The organism is Streptomyces sp. NPDC039480, assembly GCF_055597165.1.
Genome location: NZ_JBVITX010000005.1, coordinates 479,567 through 504,470 on the forward strand (window position 1 = coordinate 479,567; position 24,904 = coordinate 504,470).

The 24,904-nt window shown below is 69.7% G+C and carries 25 protein-coding genes; 16 read left to right on the forward strand and 9 right to left on the reverse strand.

Features of this window, described 5'->3' with window-relative positions; translation table 11 throughout:
• Positions 1–12: 12 nt before the first annotated feature.
• The gene (locus ACZ56E_RS19060; protein ID WP_471215496.1) at positions 13–1,227 is read right to left on the reverse strand and encodes a bifunctional adenosylcobinamide kinase/adenosylcobinamide-phosphate guanylyltransferase; all 1,215 of its coding nucleotides are present in this window, start codon (positions 1,225–1,227) and stop codon (positions 13–15) included.
• A 100-nt stretch (positions 1,228–1,327) separates the two neighbouring features.
• On the opposite strand from ACZ56E_RS19060, the gene ACZ56E_RS19065 reads away from it, so the two are divergent.
• Entirely contained in the window at positions 1,328–1,564 is a 237-nt protein-coding gene (locus ACZ56E_RS19065; RefSeq protein WP_471215498.1) for a hypothetical protein, read from the forward strand.
• Positions 1,565–1,643: 79 nt separating this feature from the next.
• On the opposite strand, the gene ACZ56E_RS19070 is transcribed toward ACZ56E_RS19065, so the two are convergent.
• From ACZ56E_RS19070 to ACZ56E_RS19080, 3 genes are all read right to left on the reverse strand, one after another.
• A complete protein-coding gene (locus tag ACZ56E_RS19070) occupies positions 1,644–2,702 on the reverse strand; it encodes a S1C family serine protease (RefSeq protein WP_468600247.1) in 1,059 nt (352 codons plus the stop codon).
• Positions 2,703–2,806: 104 nt separating this feature from the next.
• Positions 2,807–3,514 carry a class I SAM-dependent methyltransferase gene (locus ACZ56E_RS19075; protein ID WP_468601768.1) on the reverse strand — a complete coding sequence of 236 codons (708 nt, stop codon included), beginning with the start codon at positions 3,512–3,514 and terminating at the stop codon, positions 2,807–2,809.
• A 74-nt stretch (positions 3,515–3,588) separates the two neighbouring features.
• Positions 3,589–4,215: a DUF3043 domain-containing protein gene (locus ACZ56E_RS19080; RefSeq protein ID WP_468600245.1), complete on the reverse strand. Its 627-nt coding sequence runs from the start codon at positions 4,213–4,215 to the stop codon at positions 3,589–3,591.
• Between the two features lie 261 nt (positions 4,216–4,476).
• Here ACZ56E_RS19080 and ACZ56E_RS19085 point away from each other — a divergent pair, with 261 nt between their 5' ends.
• From ACZ56E_RS19085 to ACZ56E_RS19100, 4 genes are all read left to right on the forward strand, one after another.
• Positions 4,477–5,274, forward strand: coding sequence for a PspA/IM30 family protein (locus tag ACZ56E_RS19085; RefSeq protein ID WP_398296910.1), 798 nt, complete (start codon positions 4,477–4,479; stop codon positions 5,272–5,274).
• Between the two features lie 32 nt (positions 5,275–5,306).
• A complete protein-coding gene (pspAA, locus tag ACZ56E_RS19090; RefSeq protein ID WP_468600243.1) occupies positions 5,307–5,585 on the forward strand; it encodes a PspA-associated protein PspAA in 279 nt (92 codons plus the stop codon).
• 135 nt (positions 5,586–5,720) lie between these two features.
• Positions 5,721–6,941, forward strand: a complete 1,221-nt coding sequence (locus tag ACZ56E_RS19095; RefSeq protein ID WP_471145128.1) for a sensor histidine kinase — start codon at positions 5,721–5,723, stop codon at positions 6,939–6,941.
• Positions 6,938–7,618, forward strand: coding sequence for a response regulator (locus ACZ56E_RS19100; RefSeq protein WP_468600239.1), 681 nt, complete (start codon positions 6,938–6,940; stop codon positions 7,616–7,618). The genes ACZ56E_RS19095 and ACZ56E_RS19100 overlap by 4 nt, the downstream gene beginning before the upstream one ends.
• A 20-nt stretch (positions 7,619–7,638) precedes the next feature.
• Here the strand turns inward: ACZ56E_RS19100 and nadA are convergent, their stop codons facing one another.
• On the reverse strand, positions 7,639–8,826 hold the full coding sequence (gene nadA / locus ACZ56E_RS19105) for a quinolinate synthase NadA (protein ID WP_471215502.1): 1,188 nt from the start codon (positions 8,824–8,826) through the stop codon (positions 7,639–7,641).
• A 259-nt stretch (positions 8,827–9,085) separates the two neighbouring features.
• Here nadA and ACZ56E_RS19110 point away from each other — a divergent pair, with 259 nt between their 5' ends.
• Positions 9,086–9,442: a HesB/IscA family protein gene (locus ACZ56E_RS19110; RefSeq protein WP_030933606.1), complete on the forward strand. Its 357-nt coding sequence runs from the start codon at positions 9,086–9,088 to the stop codon at positions 9,440–9,442.
• An 89-nt stretch (positions 9,443–9,531) separates the two neighbouring features.
• On the opposite strand, the gene ACZ56E_RS19115 is transcribed toward ACZ56E_RS19110, so the two are convergent.
• A complete protein-coding gene (locus ACZ56E_RS19115) occupies positions 9,532–11,043 on the reverse strand; it encodes a hypothetical protein (RefSeq protein WP_471215503.1) in 1,512 nt (503 codons plus the stop codon).
• Between the two features lie 162 nt (positions 11,044–11,205).
• The gene (locus ACZ56E_RS19120; RefSeq protein ID WP_471215688.1) at positions 11,206–11,433 is read right to left on the reverse strand and encodes a hypothetical protein; all 228 of its coding nucleotides are present in this window, start codon (positions 11,431–11,433) and stop codon (positions 11,206–11,208) included.
• A 145-nt stretch (positions 11,434–11,578) separates the two neighbouring features.
• Here ACZ56E_RS19120 and ACZ56E_RS19125 point away from each other — a divergent pair, with 145 nt between their 5' ends.
• Entirely contained in the window at positions 11,579–12,553 is a 975-nt protein-coding gene (locus ACZ56E_RS19125; protein WP_471215504.1) for a carbohydrate kinase family protein, read from the forward strand.
• Positions 12,554–12,556: 3 nt separating this feature from the next.
• On the opposite strand, the gene ACZ56E_RS19130 is transcribed toward ACZ56E_RS19125, so the two are convergent.
• Entirely contained in the window at positions 12,557–13,933 is a 1,377-nt protein-coding gene (locus tag ACZ56E_RS19130) for an aminotransferase class V-fold PLP-dependent enzyme (protein ID WP_471215505.1), read from the reverse strand.
• 353 nt (positions 13,934–14,286) lie between these two features.
• Here ACZ56E_RS19130 and ctaC point away from each other — a divergent pair, with 353 nt between their 5' ends.
• The 4 genes from ctaC (at position 14,287) to ACZ56E_RS19150 (ending at position 18,772) form a co-directional block, all read left to right on the forward strand.
• On the forward strand, positions 14,287–15,249 hold the full coding sequence (gene ctaC / locus ACZ56E_RS19135) for an aa3-type cytochrome oxidase subunit II (protein ID WP_468600230.1): 963 nt from the start codon (positions 14,287–14,289) through the stop codon (positions 15,247–15,249).
• Positions 15,246–16,988, forward strand: a complete 1,743-nt coding sequence (gene ctaD, locus ACZ56E_RS19140; RefSeq protein ID WP_471215507.1) for an aa3-type cytochrome oxidase subunit I — start codon at positions 15,246–15,248, stop codon at positions 16,986–16,988. The genes ctaC and ctaD overlap by 4 nt, the downstream gene beginning before the upstream one ends.
• Positions 16,985–17,383 carry a cytochrome c oxidase subunit 4 gene (locus ACZ56E_RS19145; RefSeq protein WP_055566237.1) on the forward strand — a complete coding sequence of 133 codons (399 nt, stop codon included), beginning with the start codon at positions 16,985–16,987 and terminating at the stop codon, positions 17,381–17,383. The genes ctaD and ACZ56E_RS19145 overlap by 4 nt, the downstream gene beginning before the upstream one ends.
• Before the next feature lie 141 nt (positions 17,384–17,524).
• Complete coding sequence (locus ACZ56E_RS19150; protein WP_471215509.1) at positions 17,525–18,772, forward strand: L,D-transpeptidase; 1,248 nt, start codon at positions 17,525–17,527, stop codon at positions 18,770–18,772.
• Between the two features lie 83 nt (positions 18,773–18,855).
• Here ACZ56E_RS19150 and ACZ56E_RS19155 read toward each other — a convergent pair whose 3' ends face one another.
• Complete coding sequence (locus ACZ56E_RS19155) at positions 18,856–19,254, reverse strand: hypothetical protein (protein ID WP_471215511.1); 399 nt, start codon at positions 19,252–19,254, stop codon at positions 18,856–18,858.
• Between the two features lie 163 nt (positions 19,255–19,417).
• On the opposite strand from ACZ56E_RS19155, the gene ctaE reads away from it, so the two are divergent.
• The 5 genes from ctaE to trpD all read left to right on the forward strand — a co-directional run bounded on the left by ctaE (position 19,418) and on the right by trpD (position 24,827).
• The gene (gene ctaE / locus ACZ56E_RS19160; RefSeq protein WP_055566234.1) at positions 19,418–20,038 is read left to right on the forward strand and encodes an aa3-type cytochrome oxidase subunit III; all 621 of its coding nucleotides are present in this window, start codon (positions 19,418–19,420) and stop codon (positions 20,036–20,038) included.
• Between the two features lie 77 nt (positions 20,039–20,115).
• Positions 20,116–20,925: a cytochrome bc1 complex diheme cytochrome c subunit gene (qcrC, locus tag ACZ56E_RS19165; protein ID WP_471215513.1), complete on the forward strand. Its 810-nt coding sequence runs from the start codon at positions 20,116–20,118 to the stop codon at positions 20,923–20,925.
• Complete coding sequence (gene qcrA, locus ACZ56E_RS19170) at positions 20,922–21,977, forward strand: cytochrome bc1 complex Rieske iron-sulfur subunit (RefSeq protein WP_471215515.1); 1,056 nt, start codon at positions 20,922–20,924, stop codon at positions 21,975–21,977. Before qcrC ends, qcrA begins: the two co-directional genes overlap by 4 nt.
• Complete coding sequence (gene qcrB / locus ACZ56E_RS19175; protein WP_471215517.1) at positions 21,974–23,614, forward strand: cytochrome bc1 complex cytochrome b subunit; 1,641 nt, start codon at positions 21,974–21,976, stop codon at positions 23,612–23,614. The genes qcrA and qcrB overlap by 4 nt, the downstream gene beginning before the upstream one ends.
• A 148-nt stretch (positions 23,615–23,762) precedes the next feature.
• Positions 23,763–24,827 (forward strand): anthranilate phosphoribosyltransferase, encoded by a 1,065-nt coding sequence (trpD, locus tag ACZ56E_RS19180; protein WP_471215519.1) that lies wholly within the window; start codon positions 23,763–23,765, stop codon positions 24,825–24,827.
• Positions 24,828–24,904 lie beyond the last annotated feature (77 nt).

Genomic DNA, 24,904 nt, shown 5'->3' on the forward strand with positions numbered 1-24,904 from the left:
GCGGCCCCCGCGTCAGCCGCGCAGCGTCAGGGCCTGGCCCGCCACGAAGAGCAGCACGTGCTCGCACTCGGCGGCGAACGCCGTGTTCAGGCGGCCCAGTTCGTCGCGGTAGCGGCGGCCCGACGCGGTTGCGGGGACGATCCCGGAGCCGACCTCGTTCGAGACGGCGACGACCGTACGCCGGGTGGCCCGCACCGCCTCCGTGAGCTCGGTGACCCGGTCCCGCAGCGCCCGCTCCCCGCCGCCCGCCCACTCGGAGTCGTCCCACGCCCGCACCTCGTCCATGACGTGGGTCAGCCACAGCGACAGACAGTCGATGAGCAGCGGCGGCCCGTCCTGCGCGAGCAGCGGCACCAGGTCGCAGGTCTCGGCGGTCCGCCAGGAGCCGGGGCGCCGCTCGCGGTGCAGGCTCACCCGCCGGGCCCACTCGGTGTCGCCGCTCCTGGTCCCGCCGGTCGCCACGTACAGCACGTCGGGGAAGGCCTCCAGGCGCCGCTCCGCCTCCACCGACTTGCCCGACCGCGCGCCGCCCAGGACGAAGGTGCGGCGCGGCACGTCCGGTACGTCCTCGTAGGCGCCGACCACCAGCGTCGACCCGTCCGGCACGGCCCGCGCCCCCACCGCCGCGAGCCGGCGCGTCAGCTCACCGCCCGGCGGCGCCTCGTGGCCGATGTGCACCGCGATCACGTCGGTGGTGGGACCGACGGCCCCGGCCGCACGCAGCCGGGCCAGCCCGTCGGGACGCCCGAGGACATCACCGACGACCATCTCGTACGTCACCTGCCCGCCGTTCCCGTTCCCGTCGGCGAGCCCCGCGGGCGCCCCGCCCGGCGGCAGATACAGCAGCCGCTCCCCGTCCGGCCCCGCCACCTCGTACCCCGTACCCGGCGCGTCCAGCGCCACCGCGCGCACCCGGTGCCCGGTGAGCAGCGCCAGCTCCCGCCCGTCCGCGACCCGACCGGGCTGCGGCAGCCCCGCGGGGACCTCGACGGGGGGCCCGTCGTGCGGGTGGGAGAGCAGGACCTGACGGACTCCGCCGAGCGAGTGCCCGGCACGGGCGGCCGCGAAGGCCGCCCCGGGGGTGAGGTCCAGGAGCAGTACGCCGTCCACGAGGAGCGCGGTCGCGGCGCGCGCAGCGTCGCCGAGCGCGGTCGCGCAGACCGCGCAGGGGCAGTCGGGGAGGGGCAGTCCGCCGGGGGCGCCGGTGCCGAGCAGAGTCAGTTCCACACGAAGATCCTCCCGCGTCGGGTCCAGCGCCGCGCGCCCGGCTAGGCTTCAAGCGGATTCAGGCGGTTCCCACACCGCCACGGGACCTCGGGAGGCTGACATGGCGGCATGGACGTGGCTGTTCGAGAAGGCGGACGGGACGGAGGTCCAGCCCGCGGTACAGCCCGAGGAGTTCACCACGCAGGGCGACGCGGAGTCCTGGGTCGGTGAGTACTGGAAGGAACTCGCCGAGGGCGGCGCCGACCAGGTGACCCTCTTCGAGGACACGAACAAGATCTACGGCCCGATGAGCCTGCACATGGAGACCGAGGGGGAGGACGCGGAGGCGTCGGCCTAGGCCCTGGCCCCGGGAGGAAGCGGCGCCGCGGTTCGGGCGCCGCATCCGACGGGCGCGGGCCTCCGGCGGGACTCGGCCGCTACATCTCCCCGAGCGTGACGTCCGCCGTCTTCTCGGCGCCGTCGCGCACGTACGTGACCCGCGTCTTCTGGCCGGGTTCGGCCGAGGCGAGCGTCTCGGAGAGGGAGTTGATCGTGGTGATCTCGTCGTCGCCGAGCCGCGTGATGATGTCCCCGGCCGTCATGCCCGCCTTCGCCGCCGCGCCGTTCTTCTGCGTCTCGACGACGGCGACGCCCGCGGGCCGGTAGTCGTCGCCGAGGACGGTGCGGCCGGTGATGCCGAGCGCGGCCCGGCCCGAGTCGGTGACCCGGCCGCTCTCGATGATCTGGTCGGCGACGGTCTTCACCATCGACGACGGGATCGCGAAGCCGATGCCGGGCGCGGCGCTGTCGCCCATGTCGGGGTCGCTCGCGGCGAGCGTCGGGATGCCGATGACCTGCCCGTCGAGGTCGACGAGGGCGCCGCCGCTGTTGCCGGGGTTGATCGCGGCCGAGGTCTGCACCATGTTGGCGATGGTGGCCCCGGTCCCGCCGCCGGAGCGGCCCTCGCTGACCGTGCGGCCGGTTGCCGACACGATGCCCTGGGTGACGCTGGACGACAGGCCGAGCGGGGAGCCCATGGCCAGCACGATCTGTCCGACCTCGGCCTTGGTGGAGTCGCCGAACTCCGCGGCCTTCAGCCCCTTCGGCACGTCACGCAGCTTGATGACGGCGAGGTCCTGCTCCGGGTAGGCGGCCACCAGCTCGGCGGGCAGGGTCTGCTCGCCGGTCGCGGTCGTCACCTCGAAACGCTTGCCCTTGCCCACGACGTGGGCGTTGGTGACGATGTGCCCCTTGTCGTCGTAGACGACTCCGGAGCCGAGACCGTCGGCCGCGTCGATCTGGACGACGGACGGCAGCACGTCCTTGATCACCTTCTGGTAGTCCGCCTGCAGATCGTTCGCGGCGGCGGGCGCGGCCTGCGTGGTGGACCTGTCGGAGTCACCGGACCCGGAACCGGACCCTGAGGAACAGCCGCCGACGAGCGCTACGGCGATGAGGGCGGCGAACGGTACGGCACGCGTACGAGAAAGACTCATGCTCCGAGTCTCGGTTCGGCCGTACGGCGCCGCCCTGACTTAGAGGGCCGATCAGGCGTCACCACCCGTCACCGCCCCGCCGGCCACCCCGGACCCGACGGGACCTAGTCCCGCACCCCGCAGAGATGCAGCAACGCGGCGACCCGCCGGTAAGGATCGGTCCGCCCCGCCCGCTCCTCCGCGGCGAGCAGCGCCTCGAGCTCCCACTCCGGAGGGATCGCCGCTCCGTCGGCCACCGTGTCCGTGAAGACCCGCACCCCGTACCAGACCTGGAGCGGCGCCGCGAGGCCCGCCAGCGAGGAGGTCAGCGCGTCGAGCCGGTCCGCGCGGGCGTCGACCCCGAGCCGGTTGCGGTACGTGACGGAGTCGAAGGCGGCGAGCGCCCCCGCCCAGTCGCCCGCGATGCCCGGCCGCATCGCCAGCGCCTCCGCGTTGCGCACGAGGAGCGACAGCAGCCCGCCGGGCGCCAGCATCCGGGCGAGCCCGGCGAGGAGCGCGTCGGGCTCCTCCACGTACATCAGAACGCCGTGGCACAGCACCACGTCGAAGCTGCCGGGCATGAAGTGCACCCCGGTCTGGTGCCCGTCGCCCTCGACGATCCGCACCCGCCCCTGGATGCCCTCGGGCTCCTCGGCGAGCGCCGCGCGCGCGGCGGCGATCATGGCGGGGTCCTGCTCGACGCCCGTCACCTTGTGTCCGGCACGGGCGAGCCGCAGCGCCTGCGTGCCCTGCCCCATGCCGACGTCGAGCACCCGGAGCCGCTGCCCCACCGGGAAGCGCCCCGCTATCTGCTCGTCGAGCTGGCGGGCCACCAGCTCCTGTCGCACGGCGTTGCGCAGGCCGCCCAGCTTCTCCAGCCAGGCCCCGGCGCCGCCGGTGAATCCGCTCAGGGTCGCTCTCCGCGCTTGACCTGCGGCTTGGGCAGCCGGAGACGGCGCATCTGGAGCGTGCGCATCAGGGCGTACGCGACGGCGCCCTTCGTGTTCTCGCCGGGGAAGCGCTCCTTGAGACGCTTCTTCAGGCGGAACGCGGTGGTGACCGAGTCGACGACGATCAGCACGATCACGCAGAGCCAGAGCAGCAGCGAGATGTTCTGCAGCTGCGGGATCTGCACGATGCTCATGACCAGGATGAGCACCGCGATCGGCAGGAAGAACTCGGCGACGCAGAAACGCGAGTCCACGAAGTCGCGCGCGAACTTGCGCACGGGACCCTTGTCACGGGCGGGCAGGAACCGCTCGTCACCGCTCGCCAGCGCCTCGCGCTGCTTCGCCATCTGGGTGCGGCGCTCGTCGCGCTGCCGCTTGGCGGCCTCCTTGCGCGACGTCGGCGTGTTCGTCACGCTGCGACGCTGCGACTGCGCCATGGCGCGCTTGGGGGTGGGGCGGCCCTTCGGGGCCTGCGGGTCACGGGGCTGGTTGGAGTCGGTCACCGGCGCCTGCGCGGCCGGGGCCTTCTCTTCCTTGGATCGGCTACGGAACACAAAAGCCAAGGGTACGGGGTGCGGAGGCATGGACGTCGGTCAGGCCGGGAACGATCCGGCAACACCGGGCGTCTTGATTTATGTGCCTAAGGGGACGTAGTGGGCGGTATGCGCCGGAGCCGGCCCCAGGGGTGCACCTACTCCTTACGCCGGAGTGGTGCGGGATGCAGTCGTCCTTGGGGATGAGCGCATCCGCCCGCGAACAGTGCGGTAATGGATGCAGGGCCCGTACTGTGGGTTCTGAGCAGTACCTGGAGCTGGAAGTCCGTCAGAAGGGGGCGCGCGAAGCCCATGAGCGGTGTCATGAAGCGTATGGGGATGATCTTCCGCGCGAAGGCGAACAAGGCCCTTGACCGGGCCGAGGACCCGCGCGAAACCCTCGATTATTCGTACCAGAAGCAGTTGGAGCTGCTGCAGAAGGTGCGCCGCGGCGTCGCCGACGTGGCGACCTCCCGCAAGCGCCTCGAGCTGCAGCTCACCCAGCTCCAGAAGCAGTCGTCGACCCTGGAGGACCAGGGGCGCAAGGCGCTGGCGCTCGGCCGCGAGGACCTGGCCCGCGAGGCCCTGTCCCGCCGCGCCGCGCTCCAGCAGCAGGTGACGGACCTGGAGACGCAGCACCAGACCCTCCAGGGCGAGGAGGAGAAGCTCACCCTCGCGGCCCAGCGCCTCCAGGCCAAGGTCGACGCCTTCCGCACCAAGAAGGAGACGATCAAGGCCACGTACACCGCGGCCCAGGCGCAGACCCGCATCGGCGAGGCCTTCTCCGGCATCTCCGAGGAGATGGGCGACGTCGGCATGGCGATCCAGCGCGCCGAGGACAAGACCGCGCAGCTCCAGGCGCGGGCCGGCGCGATCGACGAACTGCTCGCCTCCGGTGCCCTCGACGACTCCTCCGGACTGGCCAAGGACGACATCCAGACCGAGCTGGACCGCCTCTCCGGTGGTACAGATGTAGAGCTGGAACTGCAGCGCATGAAGGCGGAGCTCGCCGGAGGTTCCAGCGGCGGACAGCAGGCGATCGAGGGCGGCCAGGGCCGGCCGCAGTCGCAGCAGCAGCCGCAGGACACCCCGCGCTTCGACAAGCAGTAGCAACAGCCCTACACACGTCCGAGGAGGGCGACATGATCGTACGGATCATGGGGGAGGGGCAGGTGAAGCTGGCCGACAGCCACTTCGCCGAACTCAACAAGCTGGACGACGAACTCCTCGAGGAGATCGAGGGCGGCGACTCCGCCGGCTTCCGCCGCACGCTGCACGCGCTCCTGGACAAGGTCCGGGAGCTCGGCGACCCCCTCCCGGACGACGCCCTGGAACCCTCCGAACTGATCCTCCCGTCCCCGGACGCCACCCTGACCGAAGTCCGCACCATGCTGAACGACGACGGCCTGATCCCGGGATAGCGTCCGGCTGGGAGCGCCCCCGTAAGGGGCGCGGGGAACTGCGCGCCCAGCCACAACGGACCCGCAGACAACCCCCGAGCGCTGATGCCGCAGATCTGGTCAAGGCCCACGGCCAGTCCCCGTACCGTTTGGCAAGTGACCACTCTCGTACGAGGCCGCGGCTGGGCCAGAACACACCCGCTGGCGGTGGACGCGGTGCTCGCCTCCGCCGTCCTCGTCTGCATGGTCGTCGGCTCCTTCGCCGAGCCCTATGGAGAGCACGGCCCCACCTGGGGCACCCGCACCCCCGACGTCCCGAGCCTGCTCCTGATGGCGCTCGGCGCGCTCGCCCTGGTCTTCCGCCGCCGCGCCCCCTGGTCCGTGCTGGCCGCGACCTGCGCCGCCTCCCTCGTCGAACTGCTCACCGGCGAGCCCCGCGCGCCCGTCGTGATGTGCGCCGTCATCGCGCTGTTCACCGTCGCCGCCACCACCGACCGCTCCACGACCTGGCGGATCGGCCTCGTCACCATGACGGGCCTCACCGGCGTCGCGATGCTCTCGGGCCCCCTGCCCTGGTACGCGCAGGAAAACCTCGGCATCTTCGCCTGGACCGGTATGGCCGCCGCCGCGGGCGACGCGGTGCGCAGCCGCCGTGCCTTCGTGGACGCCATAAGGGAGCGCGCCGAGCGGGCCGAGCGCACGCGGGAGGAGGAGGCCAGGCGGCGCGTCGCCGAGGAGCGGCTGCGCATCGCCCGCGATCTGCACGACGTGGTCGCCCACCACATCGCCCTGGTCAACGTGCAGGCCGGGGTCGCCGCGCACGTCATGGACAAGCGGCCCGACCAGGCCAAGGAAGCCCTCGCGCACGTACGGGACGCCAGCCGCTCCGCGCTCAACGAACTGCGGGCCACCGTCGGCCTGTTGCGGCAGACCGGCGATCCCGAGGCGCCCACCGAGCCCGCGCCGGGCCTGCACCGTCTCGACGAGCTCGTCGAGACGTTCCGCAACGCCGGACTGCCCGTGGAGGTGGCGCTCGGCCAGGTCGGCCTCGACCTGGCGGCCGCCGTCGACCTCGCCGCGTTCCGCATCATCCAGGAGGCGCTGACCAACGTGCAGAAGCATGCGGGCAAGGACGCCAAGGCGGAGGTGAGCGTGGTCCGCGTCGGCCCGAACGTGGAGGTCACCGTCATCGACGACGGTCCGGGCCCCGGCAAGGGCGACGCGCAGAACACCGACGGCGGCGGCCACGGCCTGCTCGGCATGCGCGAACGCGTCACCGCGCTCGGCGGCAGCTGCTCGGCGGGACCCCGCTACGGCGGCGGCTTCCGCGTCCATGCGATCCTGCCCGTCACCACGGCAAAGGGAGGGACCGCGTGACGATCCGCGTACTGCTCGCCGACGACCAGGCGTTGCTGCGCAGCGCGTTCAAGGTGCTCGTCGACTCCGAACCCGACATGGAGGTGGTCGGCGAGGCGTCCGACGGAGCGGAGGCGGTCGAACTCGCCAGGTCGGAGCGGGCCGACGTGGTCCTGATGGACATCCGGATGCCCGGCACGGACGGACTGGCCGCCACCCGTCTGATCAGCGCAGACCCGGCGCTGGCCCATGTGCGCGTGGTGATGCTGACGACGTTCGAGGTCGACGAGTACGTGGTGCAGTCGCTGCGCGCCGGCGCCTCCGGGTTCCTCGGCAAGGGCGCGGAGCCCGACGAGCTGCTGGGCGCCATCCGTATCGCGGCGGCCGGGGAGGCGCTGCTCTCCCCGGTGGCCACCAAGGGGCTGATCGCCAAGTTCCTCGCGCAGGGCGAGGGACTGGACGGTGACGCGCCGGTGCGCGGCGAGCGGCTCGACGCGCTCACCGGCCGCGAGCGCGAGGTCCTCGTGCAGGTCGCGGGCGGCCACTCGAACGACGAGATCGCCGAGCGCCTGGAGGTCAGCCCGCTCACCGTGAAGACCCATGTGAACCGGGCGATGGCGAAGCTCGGCGCCCGCGACCGGGCCCAACTCGTCGTCATCGCGTACGAGTCGGGCCTGGTGCGGCCGAGAGCGGAGTAGCGCCGGAGTGGTGCCGGGGCCTACGGAAGCGCGAGCATCCGCTCGAGGGCCAGCTTGGCGAACTGCTCGGTCTCCCGGTCCACCTCGATCTGGTTGACGAGGTTGCCCTCGGCGAGGGACTCCAGGGTCCAGACCAGGTGCGGCAGGTCGATGCGGTTCATGGTCGAGCAGAAGCAGACCGTCTTGTCGAGGAAGACGATCTCCTTGTCCTCGGCGGCGAAACGGTTCGCCAGTCGGCGTACGAGATTCAGCTCGGTGCCGATGGCCCACTTGGAGCCGGCCGGCGCCGCCTCCAGGGTCTTGATGATGTGCTCCGTGGAGCCCACGTAGTCGGCCGCGGCGACGACCTCGTGCTTGCACTCCGGGTGCACCAGGACGTTCACCCCCGGGATGCGCGCACGCACGTCCTCCACGCTCTCCAGCGAGAAGCGGCCGTGCACCGAGCAGTGCCCGCGCCACAGGATCATCTTCGCGTCGCGCAGCTGCTCGGCGGTCAGGCCGCCGTTCGGCTTGTGCGGGTTGTAGACGACGCAGTCGTCCAGGGACATCCCCATGTCGCGCACGGCGGTGTTGCGGCCCAGGTGCTGGTCGGGCAGGAAGAGGACCTTGTCGCCCTGCTCGTACGCCCACTCCAGGGCGCGCTTCGCGTTCGACGACGTGCAGATCGTGCCGCCGTGCTTGCCGGTGAACGCCTTGATGTCCGCCGAGGAGTTCATGTACGAGACGGGGACGACCTGCTCGGCTATCCCGGCCTCGGTCAGCACGTCCCAGCACTCGGCGACCTGCTCGGCGGTGGCCATGTCGGCCATCGAGCAACCGGCGGCCAGGTCGGGCAGGACGACCTTCTGGTCGTCCGTCGTCAGGATGTCCGCGGACTCGGCCATGAAGTGCACACCGCAGAAGACGATGTACTCGGCGTCCGGCCGGGCGGCGGCGTCGCGCGCCAGCTTGAAGGAGTCGCCGGTGACGTCCGCGAACTGGATGACCTCGTCGCGCTGGTAGTGGTGGCCAAGGACGAAGACCTTGTCGCCGAGCTTCTCCTTGGCGGCGCGGGCGCGCTCCACCAGGTCCGGGTCGGAGGGGGACGGCAGGTCGCCGGGACACTCCACGCCGCGCTCGCTCTTGGGGTCGGCCTCGCGGCCGAGCAGCAGCAGCGCGAGGGGCGTGGGCTGGACGTCGAGGTCCACGGGGGACTGGGCGGTGGTCACGACGACACCTACCGTTTCTGTTCTGCAGACGAGCCTTTTCGTCTAATTGACGCTATCTATCATATCTGCTTCACGTCAGTTTGACGATGGCCATAGTGTCGATGTGACGCATTCGCCGTTCCCCGGTCCGCCCTCCCGCCCGGCGCCATGTGCGAGCATGAAGGGGCAAGGACGTAAGCGCTCGGCCCGGAATGAATCCGCGGCCCCGCCGGTTGCAACCGTCGGCAAGCAGTCTCCGTACAACCCGGGAGAGAAGCAGATGTCCGTATCGGACGAGACCACCACCGTGAGCGACGGCATCCTCCTGTCGGACGCCGCCGCGGCCAAGGTGAAGGGCCTCCTCGAGCAGGAGGGCCGCGACGACCTGGCGCTGCGCGTCGCCGTGCAGCCGGGCGGCTGCTCGGGCCTGCGCTACCAGCTGTTCTTCGACGAGCGCTCGCTCGACGGCGACGTCGTCAAGGACTTCGACGGCGTCAAGGTCGTCACCGACCGGATGAGCGCTCCTTACCTGGGCGGCGCCTCCATCGACTTCGTGGACACCATCGAGAAGCAGGGCTTCACGATCGACAACCCGAACGCCACGGGTTCCTGCGCCTGCGGCGACTCCTTCAGCTAAGCCCGTAGGCAGCTGAGCCTGTAGGCACCCACGCATGAAGGCGGCGGCCCCCTGAGATTCCAGGGGGCCGCCGCCTTCGTGCGTACGTGCTACTTCCGCCGCACCGTCTCCCCCGAGGCGTCGACGACCTTGCGGTCACCCAGCGGCTTGTCGAGAGTGACCGTCTCCTTCAGCTCCTTGGCCACCATGATGCAGACGTCGCCCTTGCGGCCGGTCTCGGTCACCGTGACCGTCACGCGGTCGCCGTCCTCGCGCGCGGAGGCGGAGTACTCACTGCACGCGCCGCCCCAGAAGTGCACGGTCAGCGACTTCCCGTCGGCGCTGTAGGACTCGACGCGCGCCTTGTCCGTGCCGCTCCTGTCGCCCTTGCCCGGCTTCTCGGTGGGCGTGGGCGTGCCCGGGGTGCTCGGCGACGTCAGGTACTTGGGCGCGACCGCCGGGTGCGTCACCGTGAAGGTGTCCTTCGCGCCCTGCGGCTTCATGTCGAACAGCCAGGACGGTACGAGGGTCTGCCTGCCGTCCACGAAGTGCGTCGCGAGGCCGAACGTGGCGCCCTCGACGGCGATCGGCTGCGGCTTCGGAGGCGTCGACGACGGCTCGCACGGCGCCTGCTTCGATCCGCCGCCGCCCTCCGTCTTCGTACTGTCGTCCATGTGCGGCACCGGGGTCGCACAGCCGCCGATGCCGACGCGGCCGTGGCCGTCGCTCGACCTGTTCAGCCGGTCCAGGGTCTCCCGCGCGCCGATCACCGGGTACGTCGCACCCTTGTTCGGCGCCTTCAACTGGCCGCTGCCGCCCACCACTTCGCCGCCCGCGCCGACCTGGATGCCGGTCGACCAGCCGTACGTCGGCAGGCCGTCGATCCTCGGGTCGGCGTTCACGACGCGTACGGCACCCATGAGCTGGCGTGCGTCCAGCTTCGCGTCGTCCTGGCCGAGCGCCTTCAGGACGGGGGCGGCGGCCTCCTTGGCGGCCTTCTCGCTCACCGCGTCGCCCAGCTCGCCGTTGGGCGCGGTGGAGGTGCTGGAACAGGGCTTGCCCTTGGAACAGTTGTCGGTGCCGCCGACGCCGTGCCTGGCGTAGGTCCAGGTGCCGGGCGCCTGCTTGTTCACCTCAAGAGAGGGTCCCGACCCGTCGTTGTCCTGGCCGACCCGCCAGGCGCCGTCCCGCGACGTCGGCTTCCCGGTCACCCCGAGCGCCTCGGCCAGCCTGACCACTTCACTCCGGGTGACCTCACCGCGCGCGTGGTACACGGCGGCCGACTCCGGGCCCTTGGGCAGCTCACCGGTCGCCCGGTACGTGACGCCGCTCGGGTTGGGCTCGCCCGGCGCGATGCCACCCGTGCCGCCGGTGCCGCCCGTACCGGTCCCGCCGCCGTTCTGCCGGTCGCCGGCCGGGTAGCCGTCCAGCGCGAGCGGCGGCGGGTCGCCGCCGTCCGCCGCGGGGGTCCCGTCGCCGCCGCCACCGCCGGACGCGCCCGACGCGAGGTACGCGCCACCGCCGCCGACCAGCAGCACGGTGGCCGCGACCGACACGACGGCCAGGCGGGACCGTCGCCGCTGCGGCTCGGCCGCCTCATGAACGGATCGCTCGGTGCTCACCGCATCGCTCCTTCGCTGTGCCGCTGTCCCTGGAATCCCACAGGTGAACGCCACCGGCGGGCTTGTCGTATCCCAGTTCCCCTTTACGGGGGACGGCGATGGGACGCAGCGGGGGAGCGCACGGTTCCCTTATGCGCGCCTGTGCTCCGCGGCCGGTCTCCGTCAGTCCCCGTACTCGGACATCTCGGAGAGCAGGCGGGCGGAGGCGGGCGGGACGCTGACCCCGTGGATCAGCGAGGGCGGCACGGGAGCGGCCGCGGCGACGGCGGGCACCACCCAGTGCGGCGCCATACGGGCACAGTCCCCGCGCAGCGTCTCCATGCTCTCCGGGGCCTCCGCCGTGGACGCGGCGCGACGCCGCAGGACGACATCCTTCGGGATAACGGTCATAACGGCACCGTATGCATCCGACCGCCCACGAAAAAAGCCCTACTATCGGGTAGTTTTGCCTCTTCAGGCACGGTGCCTCTACGGCATCTCGACCCGGTAGCGTGAACTGTCAATCCCCGCCTCTCCTCCACAGGAGCATCCAGCCGTGCGTATTGCAGTCACCGGCTCCATCGCCACCGACCACCTGATGACCTTCCCCGGCCGCTTCGCCGACCAGCTGGTCGCCGATCAGTTGCACACGGTCTCCCTCTCCTTCCTCGTCGACGCCCTCGACGTGCGCAGGGGCGGCGTCGCCGCCAACATCACCTTCGGCATGGGGCAGCTCGGCACCCACCCAATCCTGGTCGGCGCCGCCGGCTCCGACTTCGACGAGTACCGGGCCTGGCTCGACCGGCACGGCGTGGACACCGCATCGGTCCGGATCTCCGAGACCCTGCACACCGCGCGCTTCGTCTGCACCACGGACGCCGACCACAACCAGATCGGCTCCTTCTACACGGGCGCGATGAGCGAGGCCCGCCTCATCGAGCTGAAGACGGTGGCCGACCGCGTCGGCGGCCTCGACCTCGTCCTGATCGGCGCCGACGACCCCGAGGCGATGCTCCGCCACACCGAGGAGTGCCGCACCCGCGAGATCCCCTTCGCCGCCGACTTCTCCCAGCAGATCGCGCGCATGGAGGGCGAGGAGATCCGCACCCTCCTGGAGGGCGCCACCTACCTCTTCTCGAACGAGTACGAGAAGGGGCTCATCGAGTCCAAGACCGGCTGGACCGACGCCGAGATCCTCTCGAAGGTCGGCCACCGCGTGACGACCCTCGGCTCGCGGGGCGTCCGCATAGAGGCCGTCGGCCAGGACCCGATCGAGGTCGGCGTCCCTGAGGAGGAGGCGAAAGTCGAGCCGACCGGCGTCGGCGACGCGTTCCGCGCGGGCTTCCTCTCGGGCCTCGCCTGGGGCGTCTCCCACGAGCGCGCGGCGCAGGTCGGCTGCATGCTCGCCACCCTCGTCATCGAGACCGTCGGCACGCAGGAGTACGAGCTGCGCCGCAGCAACTTCCTGGACCGCTTCACCAAGGCGTACGGCCACGCGGCCGCCGCGGAGATCCAGCCGCACCTCGCCTGACGCTCACGAGCTCCGGCGGACCACATACGCGACGCCGTGGTCCGCCGGGCGCTCACCCACGTACTCCTGGCCCTGCGTCCAGCACCACGCCGGGATGTCGACCGCCGCGACCTCGTCGTCGGCGAGCACGGTGACCGTGCCGCCCACCCGCACCCCGCCGATCGCCTTGGCCAGCTCGATGACCGGCAGCGGGCAGCTCATCCCGATCGCGTCGACCGTCACGGCCTCCGCCTCCCCGCTCCCGCCCCCCGTCGGCGCCCCCAGGGTCTCCCGCACCCCGCGCACCACGCCGGGCAGCACATCGAGGAACCGCTCGACGTCCGCCTCCTCGGCCCCGGCCGGCAGCGAGACCCGTACGTTCCCCTCGCTGACCACCCCCATGGCCCGCAGCACATGGCTCGGCGTCAGCGTCGAGCTCGTGCACGAGGACCCCGACGACACGGAGAAACCGGCCCGGTCGAGCTCGTGCAGCAGAGTCTCCCCGTCGACATAGAGACAGGAGAAGGTGACGAGGTGCGGAAGGCGCCGCACCGGATCGCCCACCACCTCCACATCCGGCACGAGCCCGGGCACCCGCGCCCGGATCCGCTCCGTCAGCTCCCGCAGCCGCGCCGCCTCGGCGACGGCCTCGGCCCGCACCGCCCGCAGCGAGGCCGCCGCCGCGACGATCGCCGGGATGTTCTCGAACCCCGCGGCGCGCCCGGACTCCCGCTCGTCGACGGGACCCCGCACGGCGAACCGCACCCCTTTGCGTACGACGAGCAGCCCGACACCCGCGGGGCCACCCCATTTATGGGCGCTCCCGGTCAGCAGCGACCAGTCCCCGTCGACGGGCCCCCAGGCCAGCGACTGCGCGGCGTCCACGAGCAGCGGCACCCCGGCCGCCCGGCAGACCGCCGCCACCTCCGCGACCGGCTGCTCGGTGCCGACCTCGTGGTTGGCGGACTGCAGACAGGCGAGCGCGGTGTCCTCGCGCAGCGCGGCGGCGTACGCGTCCGGGCTCACCGCCCCGCCCCGGTCCACCGCCACTTCCGTCACCGCCCCGCCGTCGGACTCGTGGGCCGCCGCCGAATGGAGCACCGACGAGTGTTCGACGGCCGACACGATCAGGTGGCGTCCGACGCGCCGACGGCCGGCGAGCGCCCCCGAGATCCCCGAGTGCACGGCACGGGTGCCGGACGAGGTGAAGACGAGCTCGTCGGGCCGGCACCCCACCGCGTCGGCGGCCGCCTCCCGCGCCGCGTCGAGCAGCAACCGGGCCCGCCGCCCCTCCCGGTACAGCCGCGCCGGATCGGCCCACCCCTCATCGAGCGAGGCGTGCAGCGCCTGCCGGGCAACGGGATGAAGAGGAGCAGCGGAAGCAACATCGAAGTAGGCCACACGCCAACGCTAATCCCCGTGCCCCGGCCGCAAGGGGCAGCCCCGAAGGGGCGCCCCTCCAGGGGCGCGGGGAACTGCGCGACCGGCCACAGCGGACCCGCACCCGCGGACCGAGAGATTCCGCCGAGCTCGAAGGCGTCCCGACCCTCCGTCAGAAAGGGCCCGACGGCGCCCCGTCCCACCCTTCGGAGTGACCCGCGGCGCGTTAGGCACCCTCCCCGCGCGACCCCAAATAGCGTCCAGTAGGGTTTGGTCCGCATAAACATCCAAACCCCTGCCCGACGCAGGGCGGCGACCGACCAGCGTGGAGGCCGCAGCCGACCGCGCGGGCGAGACTCTCGGGAAGGCGCTACGTGAGTCCCAACGGCTCCGACCGCTCGTCGCGGCGCCCGATGCGGCGGAAGCTGCCGCAGGTGCTGACTGCGGGCCTGATCCTGGCGACCGCCACCGGTTGCACATACAAGGATTTCCCCCGCCTTGGAATGCCCACCCCGGTAACGGAAGAGGCTCCGCGGATTCTCTCCCTCTGGCAGGGCTCGTGGGCGGCAGCGCTCGCCACGGGCGTCCTGGTCTGGGGCCTGATCCTGTGGAGCGTCATCTTCCACCGGCGCAGCCGCACCAAGGTGGAAGTACCGGCGCAGACGCGTTACAACATGCCCATCGAGGCGCTGTACACCGTGGTGCCTCTCATCATCGTCTCGGTGCTCTTCTACTTCACGGCACGTGACGAGTCGAAGCTCCTCGAACTCGACGACAAGCCGGCCCACACGGTCAACGTGGTCGGCTATCAGTGGAGCTGGGGCTTCAACTACATCGAGGACGTTCCGGGTTCCGACAAGGACGACGCCAAGACGTCCAAGGACCTGGACGCCATTCCGGACCGTTTCCGCAAGGACTTCCCGGCCAACGCCGGCGGTGTCTACGAGGTCGGCACGCCCGGCGAGCGGAACCCCCAGAACGGCAACCCCGGACCGACCCTCTGGCTCCCCAAGGGCGAGAAGGTCCGTTTCGTTCTGACTTCGCGTGACGTCATCCACTCCTTCTGGGTGGTGCCGTTCCTCATGAAGCAGGACGTCATCCCGGGCCACACCAACGCCTTCGAGGTGACTCCGAACAAGGAGGGCACCTTCATGGGCAAGTGCGCCGAGCTCTGCGGCGTCGACCACTCCCGGATGCTCTTCAACGTCAAGGTCGTCTCTCCCGAGCGCTACAAGCAGCACCTCGAGGACCTCGCGAAGAAGAACCAGACCGGTTACATCCCGGCCGGCATTGAGCAGACGGGCCCTGAGAAGAACCGGGAGACGAACAACCTGTGAGCATCCTCAACGAACCCCAGGGTGCCGCGGCAGCACCAACGGACTCGTACGAGAACGAGCTGCCGGTCCGGCGCAAGCAGCCGGGAAACGTCGTGATCAAGTGGCTGACCACCACTGACCACAAGACGATCGGCACGCTCTATCTGGTCACGTCGTTCGCGTTCTTCTGCATCGGCGGTGTGATGGCGCTCTTCATGCGCGCCGAGCTCGCCCGCCCGGGTACGCAGATCATGTCGAACGAGCAGTTCAACCAGGCGTTCACGATGCACGGCACGATCATGCTGCTGATGTTCGCGACGCCGCTGTTCGCCGGTTTCGCGAACTGGATCATGCCGCTGCAGATCGGTGCGCCCGATGTGGCCTTCCCGCGGCTGAACATGTTCGCCTACTGGCTGTACCTGTTCGGCTCGCTGATCGCGGTCGGCGGGTTCCTCACCCCGCAGGGCGCGGCCGACTTCGGCTGGTTCGCCTACAGCCCGCTCTCGGACGCGGTCCGTTCGCCGGGTATCGGCGCGGACATGTGGATCATGGGTCTGGCGTTCTCCGGCTTCGGCACGATCCTGGGCTCGGTCAACTTCATCACCACGATCATCTGCATGCGCGCGCCGGGCATGACGATGTTCCGCATGCCGATCTTCGTGTGGAACGTGCTGCTGACCGCGGTGCTCGTGCTGCTGGCCTTCCCGGTCCTTGCGGCCGCGCTGTTCGCCCTGGAGGCGGACCGCAAGTTCGGTGCGCACATCTTCGACGCGGCCAACGGCGGCGCGTTGCTGTGGCAACACCTCTTCTGGTTCTTCGGCCATCCAGAGGTGTACATCATCGCCTTGCCGTTCTTCGGCATCATCTCCGAGGTCATTCCGGTCTTCTCCCGCAAGCCGATGTTCGGCTACATGGGTCTGATCGGCGCGACCATCGCGATCGCGGGTCTGTCCGTGACGGTGTGGGCCCACCACATGTACGTCACCGGCGGGGTACTCCTACCGTTCTTCTCCTTCATGACGTTCCTGATCGCCGTGCCGACGGGCGTGAAGTTCTTCAACTGGATCGGCACGATGTGGAAGGGGTCCTTGAGTTTCGAGACCCCGATGCTGTGGGCGGTCGGCTTCCTGATCACCTTCACCTTCGGCGGTCTGACGGGCGTCATCCTGGCCTCGCCGCCGATGGACTTCCACGTCTCGGACTCGTACTTCGTGGTGGCGCACTTCCACTACGTGGTGTTCGGCACCGTCGTCTTCGCGATGTTCTCCGGCTTCCACTTCTGGTGGCCGAAGTTCACCGGCAAGATGCTCGACGAGCGCCTGGGCAAGATCACCTTCTGGACGCTGTTCGTCGGCTTCCACGGCACCTTCCTCGTCCAGCACTGGCTGGGCGCCGAGGGCATGCCGCGCCGGTACGCGGACTACCTCCACGCCGACGGCTTCACCGCGCTGAACACGATCTCGACGATCTGCTCGTTCCTGCTCGGTCTGTCGATCCTGCCGTTCTTCTACAACATCTGGAAGACGGCCAAGTACGGCAAGAAGATCGAGGTCGACGACCCGTGGGGTTACGGCCGTTCGCTGGAGTGGGCGACGTCCTGCCCGCCGCCGCGGCACAACTTCATCACCCTGCCGCGCATCCGCTCGGAATCGCCGGCGTTCGACCTGCACCACCCTGAGATCGCGGCGCTCGGCCACATCGAGAACGACGGGCAGAAGGACACCGCGCTGTTCGGCGGCGACAAGGAGGCCGCGAAGTGAAGATCCAGGGCAAGATGTTCATCTGGCTGAGCGTCTTCGTCCTCGCCATGGCGATCGTCTATGGCGTGTGGTCGAAGGAGCCTGCCGGTACCACGGCGCTCTTCCTGGCCTTCGGCCTGTGCATCATGATCGGCTACTACCTGGCCTTCACGGCCCGGCGGGTTGACGCCTCCGCACAGGACAACAAGGAGGCCGATGTCGCGGACGAGGCCGGCGAGGTGGGCTTCTTCAGCCCGCACAGCTGGCAGCCGCTCTCCCTGGCCGTCGGTGGCGCGCTCGCCTTCATGGGTGTCGTCTTCGGCTGGTGGCTGCTGTACTTCTCGGCCCCGATCATCCTGATCGGCCTGTGGGGCTGGGTGTTCGAGTACTACCGCGGCGAGAACCAGACCCAGTGAGTCTGTAGTTCACGACCCGTGCACGAAGGGCCCGGACGCTCCTTGCGGAGTGTCCGGGCCCTTCGGCGTGCGGAGCATCTTCCGTCCCCCTTCCGGGTCACTCGGCGCGCCGGACTTGATGAATCTTCATACCGTGTGTTTATGAGCCACTCTCCGCGAATCCGCACGGTACTGAGCTGCACGACGCTGGTGGCCGCCCTCGGCGCGGGGGCCACGGCGTGCGGCAGCTCCGACGGCCACCCGCTCTCGGCGACGCCGTACGACGCGGCCGGCCAGATCGCCTTCAACGGCCCGGTGGGCAGTCAGAAGGCGGACCCGGACAAGCCCTTGGAGGTCACCGCCCAGGGCGAGGACGGGCGCATCACCGATGTGACGGCCACCGACGCCATGGGGCGGTACGTGGCGGGTGAACTCTCGGCGGACGGCGCCCGGTGGCACAGCACCACCCCGCTGGCGGCAGGCGCCCGCTACACCGTGCGGGTGAGCACCGAGGACGACGAGGGGTCACCGGGCCGCAAGGTCCTGACCTTCGACACCGACACGCCCGACAAGAAGAAGCGGCTGAAGGTCACCTTCGGCCCCGAGTCCGGCAAGTACGGCGTCGGCCAGCCGGTCACGGCCGCCCTCAGCGCCCCGGTGAAGGACAAGGAGGCCAGGGCGACCGTCGAACGCGCCCTCAAGGTCCGCTCGGTGCCCGCCACGGAGGGCGCCTGGCACTGGGTGGACAGCGAGACCCTGCACTACCGCCCGAAGGAGTACTGGCCCACGGGCGCGACCGTCCACGTCACCAGCAACCTCGAAGGCCTCAAGGTCAAGGACAAGCTGTGGGGCGGCGAGGCCAAGCCGCTCAAGCTGACCATCGGCGACCGGATCGAGGCCGTCACGGACGCCTCCTCGCACTGGATGACGGTCTACCGCAACGGCGAGCAGATCAACTCCATCCCGGTGACCACCGGAAAGCCCGGCTACTCCACGCGCAACGGCGTCAAGGTGGTGCTGGGCAAGGAGTACTCCGTACGCATGACCAGTGCCAGCATCGGCGCGTCGGACTTCTACGACAAGATGGTCTATTACGCGACACGGGTGACCGACTCCGGCGAGTACGTGCACGCGGCGCCCTGGTCGGTGGGCTCGCAGGGGGCCGCGAACACCAGCCACGGCTGCACCGGCATGAGCACGGGGAACGCCGCCTGGTTCTACGAGACCGTCCGCCAGGGCGACCTCGTGACGGTCATCAACAGCAACGGCGAGGACATGCCGACGTTCGGCAACGGCCTCGGCGACTGGAACATGGGCTGGAAGAAGTGGCGCGAGGGCAGCGCGCTGCTCACCGGCGCCAAGAACGGCCCCGCGGCGGTCGACGCGGCCAGGCTGCGGCCGCGGGTCTAGCGGCCCGGCAGAGAGCCCGTCAGAGGCGCACGAGAGGGGCCCGCGCCACGGCGCGGGCCCCTCTCGCGGAGATCAGCGGCCCCTCAGGCCTCGACAGCCGTCTTGGTGCGCAGCAGGGCGGCCAGGGCCTGCGCGAACTCCACCGGGTCGATCGGCAGGGTCACCGCGGCCTCCGCCCGGCTCCAGGTGGCCAGCCAGGCGTCCTGCGGGCGCCCGATGAGCAGCAGCACGGGCGGCGACTGGAAGACCTCGTCCTTGATCTGGCGGCAGACTCCCATGCCGCCGGGCGCCGACTCGCCGTCCAGTACGCAGACGTCGATGCCGCCCCGGTCGAGCTCCTTGATGACCGCGTGCGGCGTCGCGCACTCGATGAACTGGACCTGGGGAACGTCGGCGGCCGGCCTGCGGCCGGTGGCCAACCGGACTTGCTCGCGGGTGCTCGCGTTGTCGCTGTAGACCAGCACCGTGGCGGTCGGCTGCATTGTTCCTCCGATACTCGGGAACCGATGGGCGGATGCTACTCCTCCCGACACCCCGTCAACACCGGTTCGGAGAGGCCTCCGATGGGCCATCCGGGCAGGACACAGACCGCAGACACTCCGAACGGCACCCCCCGGGGTGAGGGCGGGATAAGCGACCGACATAATGTCGGTCGTGGCGACAGCAACGACAGTAGATACCGGGCACGCGCACCCGCCGGTCAATCGACCGAACCTCACCAGCGTCGGAACCATCATCTGGTTGAGTTCCGAGCTGATGTTCTTCGCGGCCCTCTTCGCGATGTACTTCACCCTGCGATCGGTGACAGGTCCTGATCACTGGAAGGAAATGGCTTCGGCCCTGAACTTCCCGTTCTCGGCGACGAACACCACCATCCTGGTGCTCTCCTCTCTCACGTGTCAGCTCGGCGTGTTCGCAGCTGAACGCGGTGACGTGAAGAAGCTCCGGATGTGGTTCATCGTCACCTTCATCATGGGTGCGATCTTCATCGGCGGTCAGGTGTACGAATACACCGAGCTGGTCAAGCACGAGGGCCTCTCGCTCTCGTCCGACCCGTACGGCTCGGTCTTCTACCTGACCACCGGCTTCCACGGACTGCACGTGACAGGCGGCCTGATCGCCTTCCTGCTGGTCCTCGGGCGCACCTATGCGGCCAGGAGGTTCACCCACGAACAGGCGACCGCAGCCATCGTCGTGTCCTACTACTGGCACTTCGTCGATGTGGTCTGGATCGGCCTCTTCGCCACGATCTACATGATCAAGTAAGCGGCAGGTCGCTCACGCGACGCATTCGAAACATTCCAGAAGCATCGACGCAGAAGATCCTGACACCGGGGTAATCCGTGAAAAAGCTCTCCGCACGACGACGCCATCCGCTGGCGGCGGTCGTCGTCCTACTCCTCGCGCTGGCGGCCACCGGGGGGCTGTACGCCGCGTTCGCGCCGGCGGACAAGGCGCAGGCCGATGACACCGCCCAGTCCCTCGCCATCGACGAGGGCAAGAAGCTCTACGCCGTGGGCTGCTCCAGCTGCCACGGAACCGGCGGTCAGGGCTCCTCCGACGGTCCGAGCCTGGTGGGCGTCGGCGCCGCCGCTGTCGACTTCCAGGTCGGCACCGGACGTATGCCGCTCCAGCAGCCGGGTGCCCAGGCGCCCAAGAAGAAGGTCATCTACAACCAGGCCCAGATCGACCAGCTGGCGGCGTACATCTCGTCGCTGGGTGCCGGTCCCTCGGTTCCGACCAAGAAGCAGTACAGCCCGGACGGAGCCGACATCGCCAAGGGCGGTGAGCTGTTCCGCACGAACTGTGCCCAGTGCCACAACTTCACCGGTGAAGGTGGTGCGCTGACGCACGGCAAGTTCGCGCCGTCGCTCGAAGGTGTCTCCCCGAAGCACATCTACGAGGCCATGCAGACCGGCCCGCAGAACATGCCGTCCTTCCCCGACACCACGATGCCGGAGAAGAGCAAGAAGGACATCATCGCGTACCTCGACGCGGTCAACGGCGAGAAGACCGAGAGCCCTGGCGGTCTCAAGCTGGGCGGTCTGGGTCCGGTCAGTGAAGGCCTCTTCGGCTGGATCTTCGGTCTCGGCTCGCTGATCGCGGTCGCCGTGTGGGTCGCCGCTCGGACCGCAAAGGCCAAGAAGTCATGAGTAGCCAAGAGATTCCAGAAGAGAACCTGCCCAGCAAGCAGGAGACCGAGCACGGCTCGGTGGCGACCGCGGAGGACAACCCGTTCGCCGACCCGGGGCTGCCGCCCCACGAGCACCGCGTCCAGGACATCGACGAGCGGGCCGCCCGGCGTTCCGAGCGTGCCGTGGCGTTCATGTTCACGCTGTCGATGATCGCGACGGTCGGCTTCATCGCCTCGTACGTGGCGATCCCGGCCGACAAGAGCGTCTTCATCTGGCCGATCGGTCACATCAGCGGCCTCAACTTCGCCCTGGGCACGACCCTCGGCGTGGCGCTGTTCTGCATCGGCGCGGGCGCGGTCCACTGGGCCCGCACCCTGATGTCCGACGTCGAGATGACCGACGAGCGGCACGAGATCGCGGCCGAGCCCGAGGTCCGCGCCAAGGTCATGGCGGACTTCAAGCAGGGTGCCGAGGAGTCGGGTTTCGGTCGGCGCAAGCTGATCCGCAACACGATGTTCGGCGCGCTGGCCCTGGTCCCGCTCTCCGGTGTCGTCCTGCTGCGTGACCTCGGGCCGCTGCCCGAGGACAAGCTCCGGCACACCAAGTGGGCCAAGGGCAAGATGCTCGTGAACATGAACACCCACGAGCCGCTGCGTCCCGCGGACGTGCAGGTCGGGTCGCTGACCTTCGCCATGCCCGAGGGCATGTCGGAGCACGACCACGACTTCCAGACCCAGATCGCCAAGGCCGCCCTGATGATCGTCCGGATTCAGCCGGAGAACATCAAGGACAAGCGCGAGCTGGAGTGGTCGCACGAAGGCATCGTGGCGTACTCCAAGATCTGCACCCACGTGGGCTGCCCGATCTCCCTGTACGAGCAGCAGACGCACCACGTCCTCTGCCCGTGCCACCAGTCCACCTTCGATCTCTCCGACGGTGCCCGAGTCATCTTCGGCCCGGCTGGTCACGCCCTGCCGCAGCTGCGCATCGGCGTGAACGAAAAGGGCTACCTCGAGGCGCTCGGCGACTTCGAAGAGCCCGTCGGTCCTGCCTTCTGGGAGCGCGGATGAGCACCACCACCACTTCCTCCAACGAACAGCGCAAGCAAGCGCCCGCCGGCGAGCGCGTCGCCGACTGGGCCGACGGCCGGCTGGGGATCTACTCCCTGGCCAAGGCCAACATGCGCAAGATCTTTCCGGACCACTGGTCCTTCATGCTCGGCGAGATCTGCCTGTACAGCTTCATCATCATCATCCTCACGGGTGTGTACCTGACGCTGTTCTTCCACCCGTCGATGAACGAGGTGGAGTACCACGGCAGCTACGTCCCGATGCAGGGACAGCTGATGTCGGAGGCGTTCAACTCGACCATGCACATCTCCTTCGATGTGCGCGGTGGTCTGCTGATCCGGCAGATCCACCACTGGGCGGCGCTGATCTTCCTCGCCGGCATGTTCGTGCACATGATGCGCGTGTTCTTCACGGGTGCGTTCCGCAAGCCGCGTGAGGTCAACTGGCTCTTCGGCTTCCTGCTGTTCGTCCTCGGCATGTTCACCGGTTTCACCGGTTACTCGCTCCCGGACGACCTGCTCTCGGGCACCGGTGTCCGCTTCATGCAGGGCGCCATCCTGTCGGTGCCGGTCGTCGGCACGTACCTGTCGATGTTCCTGTTCGGCGGCGAGTTCCCCGGCGGCGACTTCGTGGCCCGGTTCTACTCGGTCCACATCCTGCTGCTGCCGGGCATCATGCTCGGCCTCGTGGTGGCGCACCTGATCCTGGTCTTCTACCACAAGCACACGCAGTTCGCGGGCCCCGGCAAGAGCAACAAGAACGTCGTCGGCATGCCGCTGCTGCCCGTCTACATGGCCAAGGCCGGAGGCTTCTTCTTCCTGGTCTTCGGTGTCATCGCGGTCATCGCGGCGATCGCCTCGATCAACCCGATCTGGGCCATCGGCCCGTACCGCCCGGACCAGGTGTCCACCGGCGCCCAGCCCGACTGGTACATGGGCTTCGCCGAGGGTCTGATCCGTGTGATGCCGGGCTGGGAGATCAACCTCTGGGGTCACACGCTCGTCCTGGGTGTGTTCATCCCGCTGGTCATCGTCTTCCCGCTGGTCCTCGTGGCCATCGCCGTCTACCCGTTCATCGAGTCCTGGGTCACCGGCGACAAGCGCGAGCACCACATCCTGGACCGCCCGCGCAACGCCCCGACCCGCACGGCCTTCGGTGTCGCGTGGATCACGGCGTACATGGTCATGCTGGTCGGCGGTGGCAACGACCTGTGGGCCACGCACTTCCACCTGTCGCTGAACGCGATCACCTGGTTCGTCCGGATCGCCTTCTTCGTCGGACCGGTCATCGCCTTCATCGTGACCAAGCGGATCTGCCTGGGTCTCCAGCGGCGCGACCGGGACAAGGTGCTGCACGGCCGCGAGTCGGGCATCATCAAGCGCCTGCCGCACGGTGAGTTCATCGAGGTCCACGAGCCGCTCAGCAAGGAGCAGCTGCACACGCTCACCGCGCACGAGCAGTACAAGCCGGTCGAGCTCGGCCCGGCGGTCGACGAGAACGGCGTCAAGCGCAAGCTGTCCGGTTCGCAGAAGCTGCGGGCCAAGCTCTCCAAGGGCTACTTCGGGGAAGAGGGTCAGATCCCCAAGCCCACCGCCGACGAGTACAAGGAGATCACGAGCGGCCACGGCCACCACTGATCATTCCGGAGCTCTGAAGCTCTGACCTCCCATGGTCGCCACGGTAAGAGCCCCGTCCAGGCAATGGACGGGGCTCTTTGCCGTCCCCGGGGCTGGATAGGGTGGGACTCACCCCAAGTACACACGCAGACGAAAACCAGGAGCGGCTATGAACGCTGTGACCCCCGCAGGAGGCGACACCGCGGCGGGCCGTTCCTGGCCCGACGTACTGAACGGCCTGCTGGCGGGCCGGGACCAGAGCGCCGACGACACGGCCTGGGCCATGGACCGCATCATGCGCGGCGAGGCCACCGACGCGCAGATCGCGGCCTTCGTGGTCGCGCTGCGGGCCAAGGGCGAGACCGTCGAGGAGATCTCCGGTCTGGTCCGCGCCATGTACGCGCACGCCAACGTCATCGACGTGCCGGGCCCGAGCGTCGACATCGTGGGCACGGGTGGCGACGGCGCCAAGACCGTCAACATCTCGACCATGTCCGCGATCGTCGTCGCCGGCGCGGGCGCGAAGGTCGTCAAGCACGGCAACCGCGCCGCCTCCAGCGCGTCCGGCGCCTCCGACGTGCTGGAGAAGCTCGGCGTCAACCTCGACCTCACCCCGCAGCGGGTGGTCGAGGTCGCCGACGAGGCGGGCATCACGTTCTGCTTCGCCGTGAAGTTCCACCCGGCGCTGCGCCACGCCGGTGCCGCTCGCAGCCAGCTGGGCATCCGGACCGTCTTCAACCTCCTCGGCCCGCTCACCAATCCGGCCAAGGTGCGCGCCCAGGCGGTCGGGGTCGCCGACCCCCGGATGGCCCCCATCGTGGCGGGCGTCTTCGCCGAGCGGGGGCACTCGTCCCTCGTCTTCCGCGGTGACGACGGGCTCGACGAGCTGACGACGACGTCCACCTCCCGGGTCTGGGTGGTGCGGGACGGCGCCGTGCGCGAGGAGGCCTTCGACCCGCGGGACGTCGGGCTCGACCTGGTGCCCGTCGAGGCGCTGCGGGGCGCCGATGCCTCGTACAACGCGGAGGTGGCGCTGCGGCTGCTCGACGGGGAGAGCGGGCCCGTGCGGGACGCGGTGCTGCTGAACTCGGCGGCGGCGCTGGTCGCCCTGGCGCCCACCGACGAGCCGCTGGCGGAGCAGATCAGGGCCGGCATGGCGCGGGCGGCGCGGGCGATCGACTCGGGAGCCGCGAAGAAGGCCCTGGAGCGCTGGGTGGCCGTCAGCAACCGCTGAGAGCCGTCCTCAGGACGTGATGATGTGACGCAGGGCGCAGTCCGGATTCTGGACTGCGCCTTGCGCGTCGAAGATCG